This is a genomic window from Halostagnicola bangensis, from assembly GCF_054653435.1.
In genome coordinates, this window is record NZ_BAAIGG010000002.1 from 3,035,525 (window position 1) to 3,047,253 (window position 11,729).

General features: G+C 60.5%; 14 protein-coding genes. 6 read left to right on the plus strand and 8 right to left on the minus strand.

Annotated elements, in window-relative coordinates; genetic code table 11:
- Nucleotides 1-1,683, plus strand: coding sequence for an acyl-CoA mutase large subunit family protein (locus tag ACYQ14_RS16900; protein ID WP_459889567.1), 1,683 nt, complete (start codon nt 1-3; stop codon nt 1,681-1,683).
- Nucleotides 1,684-1,759: 76 nt separating this feature from the next.
- Nucleotides 1,760-2,080, plus strand: a complete 321-nt coding sequence (locus tag ACYQ14_RS16905; protein ID WP_459889569.1) for a hypothetical protein — start codon at nt 1,760-1,762, stop codon at nt 2,078-2,080.
- Between the two features lie 57 nt (nt 2,081-2,137).
- Here ACYQ14_RS16905 and ACYQ14_RS16910 read toward each other — a convergent pair whose 3' ends face one another.
- Nucleotides 2,138-2,719, minus strand: a complete 582-nt coding sequence (locus ACYQ14_RS16910; RefSeq protein WP_459889571.1) for a hypothetical protein — start codon at nt 2,717-2,719, stop codon at nt 2,138-2,140.
- Between the two features lie 193 nt (nt 2,720-2,912).
- On the minus strand, nt 2,913-3,497 hold the full coding sequence (locus ACYQ14_RS16915) for a thymidine kinase (RefSeq protein ID WP_459889573.1): 585 nt from the start codon (nt 3,495-3,497) through the stop codon (nt 2,913-2,915).
- 135 nt (nt 3,498-3,632) lie between these two features.
- Between ACYQ14_RS16915 and ACYQ14_RS16920 the strand changes: the two genes are divergently transcribed.
- Nucleotides 3,633-4,289 (plus strand): hypothetical protein, encoded by a 657-nt coding sequence (locus ACYQ14_RS16920; protein WP_459889575.1) that lies wholly within the window; start codon nt 3,633-3,635, stop codon nt 4,287-4,289.
- A 102-nt stretch (nt 4,290-4,391) separates the two neighbouring features.
- On the opposite strand, the gene ACYQ14_RS16925 is transcribed toward ACYQ14_RS16920, so the two are convergent.
- The gene (locus tag ACYQ14_RS16925; protein ID WP_459889577.1) at nt 4,392-5,327 is read right to left on the minus strand and encodes an HhH-GPD family protein; all 936 of its coding nucleotides are present in this window, start codon (nt 5,325-5,327) and stop codon (nt 4,392-4,394) included.
- Between the two features lie 108 nt (nt 5,328-5,435).
- On the opposite strand from ACYQ14_RS16925, the gene ACYQ14_RS16930 reads away from it, so the two are divergent.
- Entirely contained in the window at nt 5,436-5,759 is a 324-nt protein-coding gene (locus tag ACYQ14_RS16930) for a ribbon-helix-helix protein (protein ID WP_459889579.1), read from the plus strand.
- 44 nt (nt 5,760-5,803) lie between these two features.
- Here the strand turns inward: ACYQ14_RS16930 and ACYQ14_RS16935 are convergent, their stop codons facing one another.
- From ACYQ14_RS16935 to ACYQ14_RS16945, 3 genes are all read right to left on the minus strand, one after another.
- A complete protein-coding gene (locus ACYQ14_RS16935; protein WP_459889581.1) occupies nt 5,804-6,163 on the minus strand; it encodes a DUF7344 domain-containing protein in 360 nt (119 codons plus the stop codon).
- A gap of 99 nt (nt 6,164-6,262) precedes the next feature.
- On the minus strand, nt 6,263-6,679 hold the full coding sequence (locus ACYQ14_RS16940) for a HalOD1 output domain-containing protein (protein ID WP_459889583.1): 417 nt from the start codon (nt 6,677-6,679) through the stop codon (nt 6,263-6,265).
- Nucleotides 6,561-7,217: a helix-turn-helix domain-containing protein gene (locus ACYQ14_RS16945; RefSeq protein ID WP_459889585.1), complete on the minus strand. Its 657-nt coding sequence runs from the start codon at nt 7,215-7,217 to the stop codon at nt 6,561-6,563. The genes ACYQ14_RS16940 and ACYQ14_RS16945 overlap by 119 nt, the downstream gene beginning before the upstream one ends.
- 337 nt (nt 7,218-7,554) lie before the next feature.
- On the opposite strand from ACYQ14_RS16945, the gene ACYQ14_RS16950 reads away from it, so the two are divergent.
- The gene (locus ACYQ14_RS16950) at nt 7,555-8,118 is read left to right on the plus strand and encodes a DUF7344 domain-containing protein (protein WP_459889587.1); all 564 of its coding nucleotides are present in this window, start codon (nt 7,555-7,557) and stop codon (nt 8,116-8,118) included.
- On the plus strand, nt 8,108-8,383 hold the full coding sequence (locus tag ACYQ14_RS16955) for a hypothetical protein (RefSeq protein WP_459889589.1): 276 nt from the start codon (nt 8,108-8,110) through the stop codon (nt 8,381-8,383). Before ACYQ14_RS16950 ends, ACYQ14_RS16955 begins: the two co-directional genes overlap by 11 nt.
- A 251-nt stretch (nt 8,384-8,634) precedes the next feature.
- On the opposite strand, the gene ACYQ14_RS16960 is transcribed toward ACYQ14_RS16955, so the two are convergent.
- Together ACYQ14_RS16960 and han are read right to left on the minus strand one after the other, a co-directional pair.
- Complete coding sequence (locus ACYQ14_RS16960; RefSeq protein ID WP_459889591.1) at nt 8,635-9,471, minus strand: hypothetical protein; 837 nt, start codon at nt 9,469-9,471, stop codon at nt 8,635-8,637.
- Nucleotides 9,472-9,742: 271 nt separating this feature from the next.
- Nucleotides 9,743-11,647 carry a Hef-associated nuclease gene (han, locus tag ACYQ14_RS16965; RefSeq protein WP_459889593.1) on the minus strand — a complete coding sequence of 635 codons (1,905 nt, stop codon included), beginning with the start codon at nt 11,645-11,647 and terminating at the stop codon, nt 9,743-9,745.
- Nucleotides 11,648-11,729 lie beyond the last annotated feature (82 nt).

An 11,729-nucleotide genomic window follows, 5' to 3' on the forward strand; every position in this document is an offset into this window, starting at 1 on the left:
ATGTTCGACCCTGACGATCTCGAGGAAATCCGCGCCGGGCGCGAAGAGTGGCAGGAAACCGAAGTCGAACCGGTGATCGAACGGTTCGGTGAACGAAAAGAGTCGTTTACGACGGATACGGGCGGACAGGAGGTCGATCGACTGTACACGCCCGAGGACGTCGCAGATCTGGATTACCAGGAAGATATCGGTTATCCGGGCGAACCGCCGTACACGCGGGGTGTCTACTCGACGGGCCACCGAGGGCGACTCTGGACGATGCGCCAGTACGCCGGATTCTCGACGCCCGAAGACACGAACGAACGCTACCACTATCTGCTCGATCAGGGCCAGACCGGACTCTCGATGGCCTTCGACCTGCCGACCCAGATGGGCTATGACTCCGACGCCGGGATGGCCGCAGGAGAGGTCGGCAAGGCCGGCGTGGCGATCGACTCGCTCGAGGACATGCTCACCGTTTTCGACGGGATTCCGCTCGACGAAGTGAGCACCTCGATGACGATCAACGCCCCGGCATCGGTGTTGCTCGCGATGTACATCGCGGTCGGCGACCACCAGGGCGTCGACCGAGAGGAACTCCGCGGGACGATCCAGAACGACCTCCTCAAAGAGTACATCGCGCGAAACACGTACATCTACCCGCCCGAGCCGTCGATGCGGATTATCACGGATATCTTCGACTTTTGTGCCGCGGAAACGCCGAAGTTCAACACGATCTCCATTTCGGGCTATCACATCCGCGAGGCAGGCGCGACCGCCGCCCAGGAACTCGCGTTCACGCTGGGCGACGGCATCGAGTACGTCGAGGCCGCGATCGACGCCGGACTCGATGTCGACGACTTCGCTCCCCAACTATCCTTTTTCTTCAACGGCCACAACAACATCTTCGAGGAGGTCGCGAAATTCCGCGCGGCCCGGCGAATGTGGCACGATATCATGGACGAGCGGTTCGATCCCGACGATCCGAAATCCAAGCAGCTCAAGTTCCACACCCAGACGGCGGGATCGATGCTCACGGCCCAGCAGATCGAGAACAACGTCGTTCGGGTTGCCTACCAGGCGCTCGCCGCGGTTCTGGGCGGAACCCAGAGCCTTCACACCAACGGCAAGGACGAGGCGCTTGCCCTCCCCACTGAAGAATCCGTCCGAACTGCACTCCGAACCCAGCAGATCCTCGCCCACGAGTCCGGCGCGGCCGACACCATCGACCCGCTCGCGGGTAGCTACTACGTCGAGAGCCTGACGGACGACGTCGAACAAGAGGCCTACGAACTGCTCGAGGAGGTCGACGAACGCGGCGGCATGCTCGAGGCGGTTGAACAACAGTGGGTCCAGCGCCAGATTCAGGATACGGCCTTCGATCGACAGCGCGAAATCGAGGAGAAAGAGCGAATCATCGTCGGCGTCAACGAGTTCGAGGTCGACGAAGATCCGGCGATGGACGTCGAGGAGGTCACCGAGGAAGACGAACGCCGAAAGGTCGAGGGGCTCGAAAACGTCCGTTCCGAACGCGACGACGAAGCGGTCGAGGCGACCCTCGAATCCCTTCGCAAGGCGGCGAACGGTGACGAGAACATCATGCCCTATATCATCGAGGCGGTCAAATCCTACGCGACCGTCGGAGAAATCTGCAACGTGATGCGCGATGAGTTCGGCGAGTACCAGGCCGGCGGCGCGGTATAACTCGGTTTTCCCCTCTCATTATAGACCATGGACAGGGCCCCGTAATGGCTTTTACCGGTCAGGTTCGATGTGATGTATGTCCAATAGTGATGGCCTTTCGATATTGCTCGAGGATCTGGAATCGACGAACTCGCTCGAGGAGCTACAGGCACACGTCATGCTGGCGAACGCCCACTTCGAAGACCAGCCGTCGATCGAACTTCCCGAGACGACTGCCGAAGCCAGCCCCCAAATTGCAGGAGACCTCGAGCAGTGGCTCGGGCGGCTTCGGGAACGACTCGACGACCTCGCGAGCGCACAGTCGGCCGCCAGCTATTCGATATCGATGAGCGGGGACTTGACCGGGCCGTCCGTTTCGGTGTCGGTCACGTTTCAGGTCGAACCGTCGACGGAATAGGGACTGTCGAATCTCGTCGGTTCGCTCGAAATAATCCACTCGAATAAATCACGCCAGCTATTCTTCGACCGCTTCGTCAGTGTCGTCGTCCTCACCGTCACCGGCCGTCGCTTCTTGCTCGTCCTCGCTTTCCGATTCGTCGTCGAACGACGCACTCGTCGCCGGTTCGAACTCCTCGATCGGCTCCCACTCTTCGTCGTCGTCGGATCCTCGGCGGCGGCGCAACAACTCGAGGCCGACGATGCCGGCGATCAGGAGAAAGATCCGCGGCAATCGACTCGATCCGCCTTTTTCATCGGCTTCGGACTCGGATTCCGCTTCGGATTCGGAGCCGGTCTCTTCTATCGTTTCACTCACCTCTTCGGTCGCCTCGCTGAGTGGCCCTGGTTTCTCGATATCCTCGAGCGGCGTCTCGTCGGTATCCAGCTCGCCGCTACCGATGAGGTAGCCGATCGCGACACCCAGTCCGATCAGCCCGCCCGCCAGCGGGAGCGCCCGGCCACCCATCGACCCAGACCCCTCGGATTCCTCGACCGCCTCAAGAATCGGTTCTCGCATCGGGGAATCCATTCCTTTACTGACTGCTTCCTTGACGAGGAGAGTCGATAGCGACTCGTCCTGTTGTTCCATGTCGGGCATAATTTGGCCGACAACATCCCTCTAAATAGTTCTGTCCAACGTTTCGATCGCATCGCCGTTTTCGGGCCACCGTAGCGCCCACGTACTCGACCGGAGTCGCGAGTAAGACGTGCTTACTCGAATTTGTTCGAGGTTGGGATGGCTTGAGTTCGGGTTCCTCGAGGGGTTTGCTCGAGAACATCGATTTCAGCGTTTAGTCGTCTCGAAGCGTGTGACAGTGACGACAGCGCGCCTCGTAGGACTCTTCGGCACCCACGAGAATGGTCGGGTCGTCGACGTGTGCGGGCTCGCCGTCGACGAACCGTTGATTTCTCGTTGCGGGTTCGCCACAGACCGCACAGATCGCCCGAAACTTCTCTACGTACTCGGCCACGGCGATCAGTTGCGGGAGCGGGTCGAAGGGTTCTCCGCGGTAGGTCTGATCGGTGCCGCTGACGATCACGCGTCGGTCATCAGCCGCGAGTTCTTCGCAGATATCAACCAGTGAGTCCGAAAAGAAGTTGGCCTCGTCGAACGCGACGACCGCCTCCCCGTTGCACTCCGCAAAAATGTGCTGGAGATCCGTCTCGGGGTCGATCGCTGTCGCATCCCAACTCCGGCCGTCGTGGGATCCGATGACGTCGTCTCCGTATCGATCGTCAATAGCGGGGGTGAACACTGCAACCTCCTGGCCCGCGATCTCCGCGCGGCGCAATCGGCGGAGGAGTTCCTCCGTTTTGCCCGAAAACATGCTCCCCGTGATGACTTCGATCCACCCGCTGTTCGTGATCGCGTGCATCGATTTCAACGGGGAAACGCGTCGTTAAGTGTGTTGTTAATTCGGTCCGCTCGGAACGTCCTGTAATCCGAATTAACTGAAGATGAATAAAGCCTCACATAACGAAACCGGAACATCCCGAACCCAGTGATTGTCATGAGCGTCATCCGGCAACCCGAGGTTCTCGGTCAAACGACGAGACGACGGGTTATCGGGGTGACCGCCGCAATTTTCACGACTGCAATCGAAGCCATCGCGATCGGATCGTGGTTCCTTCTCGTCGTCCTCGAGACGCGGACCGTCTCAACGGCCCTCGCCGGCATCGGGATTCTCTTCTGTGGCTCGCTTGTGCGGGCGTCCGTTTTCGGAGCGACGACGAGCCAACTCGGGGATGTCATCCAACCGCGTCGGCTCGGTACCGCAGTGTTCGTCACCGCCGGGTGGACCCTCTGGTTGCTGGTCGCCGAGTGGGTCGGCGGCGTCACCGGCGTTCTCGCGGCCGGTATCCTCCTCGCTACGATGTTGACGGCTCACTTTTCGCTGGAACGGCGAGTGTTTCACGGAGCCCGCCCCTCCAGTCGGCTCCCCCGCGTTCGGTGTGCCGTAGTACCCGCATTTCTCATCGCGACGGGTGCCACAGCATTGCTGTCGTCGGTCTGGTTCGTCGACTGGTCGGTCGTCTCACCGCCGATATCACTCGAGATGACACAGATCATCCTCCACATCGAGGCCGTTCAGGTCGGGTTCGCACTGTTCGCACTCGTCATGTTTCTTGCCCACCAACAGCGATTCACGATCACTCTCGAGCCGTGAGTCCGTGCGGATAGTCGGATCTTGCGCAGTCTGCGCTCGAGCGCTCAACGCCCGAACGTCCGCGGAACGCCCGTGCCCGTGTTCTGCCGCGATTCGGTCGATCTACAGTCGCGCGACGAGACCGTCCTCACCCTGCTCGAGTTCGACCAGCCCGTCGCTTTCGAGGTCGGTGAGAATTCCCCCGAGCCACTCCCGTCCGTGCTCTCCGTCGGGTGTGTAGTCGACGCGGATCCGGTGGCCGAGCGTGTCGATTGCGAGTTCGTCGTACTCCTGTAACGTCCCGATCACCCGCCCGCGAAACTGCCGTCGACTGCCGTCGAACGACGGCTGTGTGGGTACGTCGGGTGCCGTAAAGTCCCCTGTCGCGTACGCACCACACCGCTCTCGCCACGGACAGCCGGCTTCGTCACATCGCGGGGTCTGCTCGCAGGCCACCCCGCCGAGTTCCATGATCGCGTTGTTCCAGACCCGCGAACGGCCCTCGGGCATGAGCTGATTCGCCGCCTCCTCGAACGCGTCGTCGTCGTCAGGAATACCGAACGCTCGGTACGCGACGCGCTTGACGTTCGTGTCCACCACAGCGTCGCCGTTGTTGAACGCGAAGCTCGCGACCGCGTTCGCGGTGTAGGGACCAACTCCCATCAGGTTCTCGAGTTCGTCGGGCGTCTCCGGAAACTCGCCGTCGTACTCGTCTTCGACCTGGCCCGCGGCTTCGTGGAGGTACTTCGCTCGATTGTTGTAGCCGAGACTGTGAGACGTCCAGAAGCCGACGACTTCCGAGCGATCCGCGTCCGCGAGATCGGCCGTCGTCGGCCAGCGCTCGAGAAACTCCTCCCAGGCCTCGACGACGCGCCCGAGTTGGGTTTGCTGGCTCATCACCTCGCTGACGAGGATCTCGTAGGCGTCGTCGGTCTCGCGCCAGGGGAACGATCGGTGGTCGTCCTCGTACCACTCGATCAAGGCCGATCGAACGGCCGCTCTGTCGTCGGGAAGCGTCCACGCAGACTGTCGGTCCTGATCCGCTTCCGCGTCTGTCATCGCCGGTGGTTAGGGAAGGGACGGCTTAGGCGTGGTGATCTTCGCCCCGCTCGGCGATTGCGAGGCGAGCACGAAAGCCATATACGGCGTTCTCGAGTCCACCTGCATATGAGCCTCGACGATCTGAACGACGAAATCACGGAATCGTATTCGGAGCTGGGAGACGACCTCGACGTCGCGCTGGATCGCGAAACCAGAAACGAACTCGCACTGCTCGAGACCGCCTTAGAACCCGAAGCAACGGACGAACTCGTTCGTCGTGCGGTTCACATGCTCTTTCAGTCGACCGTCGAAACTGGAACCCTCGATTTCCACCTTCGTTCGGGGTACGACGTGACCTACGACGAATATCTATCCGGAATGACCTTCGAGGAGATGACCGGCGCAAACAACTATCCCTCCATGGACGACGAACGACGGTACCAGTTCTGACCGGCTCACCGTCAAGGAACACAAATCCTCCGAGAGTAAAACTATCAGTTCCCGTCCCCTTTTTCGGGGTGCCACAGAAATTCCATGACGCTGTTCGCGGTTTCCATCGACGCCGCAATCGCGGCCCTATCGTGCCTGATCGTGTGATCGTCGGAATCATAGTCGATCAATCCCGCCGCCATTAGGTTTGGGAGATGTGTCTCCTGAAGAGTCGTTCGAACGCGACTGATCTCCTCATCTGAGGGGTCGGTCGCAGCTTGCTCCCAGCGGGCAACCCGGGCCGCGAGCTCATCGAGTGCCACGGGGTTCGTGTGCTGTTTGAAATACTGAAGGACGAGCCGCTGGCGCGGATGTGCGATCAGACTGAAGGTGTCATCAATCGACGCATGGTCTTCGCGTCCCATACCAGTACAATACATGCCCCACGGACATACCTTACCTTCGGTAGCGAAGTAATATTCCCGGCCCAATATGGACTCTCGAAGGTACTGCTGGTGATGGATCTACTGCTTTCGGTAGTGCAGTCTACTCTCGTTTAATCTACGCTGATGGTTCGGCTGGATCGGTGACAGTAACGTACCCGTCACTCCTGACGATAACGTCGTATCCACAGCAGCTGAACTGGAGCTGACCATCCGAACGAGCCATCCCTGTCCGTGGTGGAAAATGAGTGCGTCTAATGCGTCCGGGTCGATCACCTCGTACAACGGGCGTTCGAGTTCGACTGGATCGACGTCTGCGCTAAATTCGTCCATCGGTCGGCGAATACACGATTGTCGAGACAGCCACTCGAGAGAGCCGTCAGGAATGCCCGCTGTTGTAGTTCGTGAGCAGGGTTTCAGCGATGAGCGCGGACGTCCCCCGACGGATCCGCTGGGAGACCGCACTGTCGCTGATATCGAACTCCATAGCGAGCGCATCCATTGAGGTCCCGCGCGGCACTTCGAAATACCCCTCTCTGTAGGCCTCGATGAGCGTCTCGTACTGGTTGGACGATAGCTGCCCACCGTCTTCGGGCAGCGCTGGATTGTACAACCGTCGCAACGTGAGCGGGATGTCGTGGGCCTCGCAGGCGTCACGAAACGCACTCAGGTCCTCGCGAGTTCTGAACTGCAATCGGAAGTCCCACACGTCGGCGGTGCCCTCGGCTTCCAGAATGCGGGCATCGTTCTCGATAAGCGACTGGACGAGTCCATTGATGTCGGGACTCCACTGGATTTCATAGAGGATCCGCGAGTCAGTCTGGGTGAGTTGCGCGACGTTCTTCGTTAACGGATCGTCTTCGAGTGTCTCCTCGATGTGGTCTGCGTTCTCAGCATCCACCCAGAACAGGGGGATGATCGCTTCGCTCAACGGGACGATTCGTTCTAATTCGATCTCGACGTTCGGGTACTTTTCAAGTACTCGCCCTAGCGGGAACGCATGGGCCGGGATACTGATGTCGGTAATGACGATCATAGCATGTTCAACTTGTGTGTTCGTGGCTGTCCCCCTCCCCTCGTGTTCGGAGTGGTCACAGCCAGGGAGTGGTATACTGAGGGTAGCGGCGGGTCAAAGTTATATCTTACCGATGGGGACTTCGCTTGCGAAGGTAGGAGCGTCGTTTCTTGTGTATGAGCCGAATTTACCCTCTTTCCGGGTAAGGGGCTTCGCCTGCGAAGGTGGTCCTTATCCCCGCTACGACTGTACAGTTTTACTACGGATGCCAGACGATCTCAACGGGGTATAATTGGAAATTAACGGAGATCCCGACGCAGCTAGTCAGGATCAGTCGACTCGAGACGAGCGAGCCACCATGTCTGATGATCCAGTTAACGAATCGACCAACGACGCATCGCTCAACCCGACAGAAGAACAAGCGGACGCGGCTGCGAAAGCAAAAGCGATCGATGATACAAATACCTCACCCGACCGCCGTGTCACCGACCGGGAAACGGCGCGTGACACGGCCGCCTCGCCAAGTGTCGTATTCGGTATCCTTGCGGACGAGCGCGGGCGATACACCCTCTACTATCTCACCGACCACGGTGGGAATGCGACCCACGAAGAAATCGCCAAGCAAGTGACCGCGTGGGAGAACCGGACGACCGTCGAGTTGGTAACCGAAGAACTGTCGAACCGCGTGTACGCTGGCCTTCATCACGCGGACCTACCGAAACTGGAAGACTACGGTTTCATCGAATTCGATCGGGAGACCGGCACGGTGACACTCACCGAGCAGGGCGAACACCTCGATTCCTATCTCGAGTTCGCCAAGCAGACGGAGGCCAACGACTACTTGCACACAGCCGGGCAGGCCTCGCTCGGCTCCGCACAGACGGTTGCGCAAATCGAGGAAGATCAGGACCATGACAACTGAACACCATCCCGAGACTGAGACCGAGACCGAGACTGACGGCACTGACCACACGTCCCCGACGAAGCGAGTACTGGCCGTCTGTCGGGACTGTGGGAGGCCGAGTACCGCGAAATACATCGCGGACGGCAGCATGCAGGTCGTCGGAACGGTGGGCTGCCCAAACTGTGGCGGGACGGACCTGCGAGAACTCTCAGCCGAGGAGGTCGTCGGAGGAACAGCTGATGAAGATGCGGAGCCAGAGCAGGAGACACCCTCATCTGGGTGACAGACCAGTGACTGACTGGCACTGTTGGTTGCTGTAGGCTCGAGACACTCCTCGTTTCGAGTGAAACACAACACCTCGCGAAAACGAACCGCCGGGATCGCGACCGGTCAACACAAAGGGGAAACCAGCTTCCTCGGGCTGGTCGCGAGCGCTCGTTCTTCGACGTGACTCTCTTCCCGATCGATTTCGTATGGCCTATCGTACGTACCCAGGTCCGTCACGCCGCGGGGATTCTGCACGTACCGGCCGCGTTAGCGGTTCGTTCTGGTTATTCTCCTCGAGGATCCGTAAACGATCGTCACCAGTACTGCCAGCCCGACGGTACCAAAGGAGAATCCATAAGCCGAATCGGTAGACTCCGACACCTCGCCCGAACTCTCCTCGTCGTCCCCCGGCGATTCTTCCGGCGGCGCGAGTTCGGTCGGTATCTCCTCGCCGCCGCCCGTCTCGGCGAACGTCTCCGCGTGACCGAACGCCTCGAGATCGCCGTGGTCGTAGGCATCGTGGTGGTCGCCGCCGCCGTCGATCTCGACGATGAGATCGGTAGCGGTCACTACTTGCGGATAACTGTCCGTCAGCATGACACCCGTCTCGTCGAACTCGAGCGTGGCCTCCGACGGCGGCGCATCCTCGGCCACCCGAACAGTGAGCGTGGCGTACTCGCCTGCGTTCGTCGTCCCACCCGCCGGCGGATCTCGATATTGTAACGCCTCGGCGATCGACCCGTCGTCGGCGATTTCTGTCCCCGTACGGACCTCGGTCTCTTCTTCCTCAAGCCACGTCCCGGCCTCGATATCGGTAACCTCGAGATAGTCCGGGTGGGCGAGTGCAAGCAACCGAACCGATTCGACCTGCGACTCGAGTCCGTAGCCGCCGTGGCTCTCGATATTTACGGTCACGGCGAACTCGTCGCCGGGATCGGCCTCGATCGTCTCCGGTTCGGGCGTCACGACCGCGGGACCGTCTCCGGCCGATGCGGTGTCGGCGAGTCCGACGGTTCCGAGCGCGAAAGCAAACAGTATCCCCGCTCCAAGCGCGATCGAAACGATTCTGTTGCCGGTCCCCGAGCTGTTGGCGAATCCGCTCATCGTTCGTCACTCAATCCCTCTCGATAAACGGATTGTCTCGTTTTGCAGACGGCGAAGTCCGGTACCGATTCGAATTTGAACATTGCGGACCCGAGGGCTGGCGAGTGCTCACGAATAGGCAGGGATTCGAGAGTTGGCGAGGGGTCGAGAGACGGGAGGTGCTCACGGGTCGGCGACCCAGGGAAGTCAGCTAGCGCTCGAGTCTTAACGAGGAGTGGCTGATCAGAATCGAAAAACGGGTCCGAGACGGGAGAAGTTCAGAAACGCGTCGTCAGTCGTCGATCGGTGCCGCGGTCGAAAGCTCCTCGTCGATGTCGGCTTCGGCCATCTTCTCGACGAGCGCGTCGATCACTTCCTCGCGTTTGCCCTTGACGAACTTGATCGAGCCGACGACGAGGTGGCCGCCGCCGGAGACGCCGCCGCCCGGCACCTCCTCCTCGAGTTCCGAAACCATAACGGGAATATCGAGGCGGACACCGTCGCTTCGGAGGACGGCGAAGTCCGGTCCGTAGCCGACCGTGATGACGGGATCGCCCGTCTCTTCGATCTTGCGATCGTGAATCTCGCCCGTCGTTTTACCCGGCGCGGGATAGGTAAATCGGTGGGCGTAGTTCTCGACGTCGATCCGGTAGAGGTGCGCGCCGTTATCGAGGTCCTCGTGTTCCAAGTGAGCCATCGCAGCGTCGAGTTGGTCGTCGACTTCGTCGCGTGCTCGGTCGGCGAAGAATTCGACGAGCTCTCGGTGGCGCTCCTCGTCGTCGCTGCCGATCTGGAGTAAGTCCTGAATCAGCTGGTCGCCAGAGTTGTATCGGAGCCAGAACGCGGCGTAGTCGAGTGCCTCACTTAGATCCTGCAGACGACCTTCGTCGTAGCCCTCCTCGTCGGCGAGCGCGAGGTAGTCGGTCATCGCGTCGGCTTTCGACCGATCCGAGAGTCCGGCAACGGCGGGGATGTGTCGGAGTTCGTCGGTCATCTCCGGGTAGATCATCCGCGCGAGCTCCACGCAGAGCATTCCCGTCGTGATCCGGTAGTCCTCGTCGTGGAGGTACGGATTGACGTGGGCATCGAGCAGGCCCTCGACTGATTCGGGGTCGGGGTGGTGGTGATCGATCGCGACGATCGGGATATCGTAGTGAGCCAGCGTCTCGTAGGCGGGAACGTCCTCCGCCGTCGAGCCGTTGTCAAGCATCAACAGGAGCGGAAGCTGTTGGCCGTGTTTCTCGCGGTCCTCGAGCGCGAAGTTGAGATCCCGCGTGGCGTCTTCCATCTCGTAGAACGGCGCTTTCGCGGGCAGCCGTTTGATCAGGTGCTGTGGCGCGTTGTCGTCCTCGTGGACATCGGCGATGAACCGCTCCAGTGCGAGCTGGACCGGAACCGCCGCACACATGCCGTCGCCGTCTGCGTGATGGCGAACGCGGATCGGCCGTCCTTCGAGAACCGTTCGGCGGAGCTTCGTCGCGACCTCCTCAAGGTTCGGTCGGAGCTTCTCGAACGCCGGCCAGTCGATAAGCGGTTCGACCTCGTGCGGTTGGGATCGCTCTTCGAGGGCCTCCTCGAGGCGTTCTCGGGCGTCGGCTTCGATCTCGTCGTCGAGTTTGGTGAGGCCGTCGACTTCGATCTGAACCGCGTCCTCGCGACGCTCGGGCGTGCCGGTGACGCGAACGATGTCGCCGACTTCGACTTGCGGGTAGGCCCGGACGCCGGCTTCCTCGAACGCCGCGCAGGGAACGACGCCGAATTCGTCCGTGACGTGGAAAATCGTCGGACCGCCGGTCTGTTTGACCTGCACGACCTTTCCTTCGAGGTGGATCTGGTCGCCGACGTTGGCCTCGAGTCGGTTGCTTCCGGTGAGCGTGTAGTCGTGGGAGACCTCCTCGATCGTGTAGGATTCGAAGTCGGCCGGCTCGAAGGCGATGTCGCCGTTCTCTCGAACGCTCTCGAGTTCGACGACGATCTCGTCGCCGACGCGGTAGGTACCCTCGAGGACGGATTCGTGGACGAGCCCGGAGACGGAATCAGAGACATCGACGAAGACGCCGTAGTCGACGATACCGTTGATTTCGGCCAGATATGGGCTTCCTTCTTCGAGATCCTCAGCGGTGCAATCAGCAGCAAGATCGTAAACGACGGAATCCCCGTCGTCGTCGCCGGGGACCCCGGCAGACTCGCGTGTCATCTTGACCCGGTATTTGAGATGGGAGCGTATAACCCTTGTCAAGACACGATACCCTCAGTGGCAATCTGCGTTCGGCAAATTG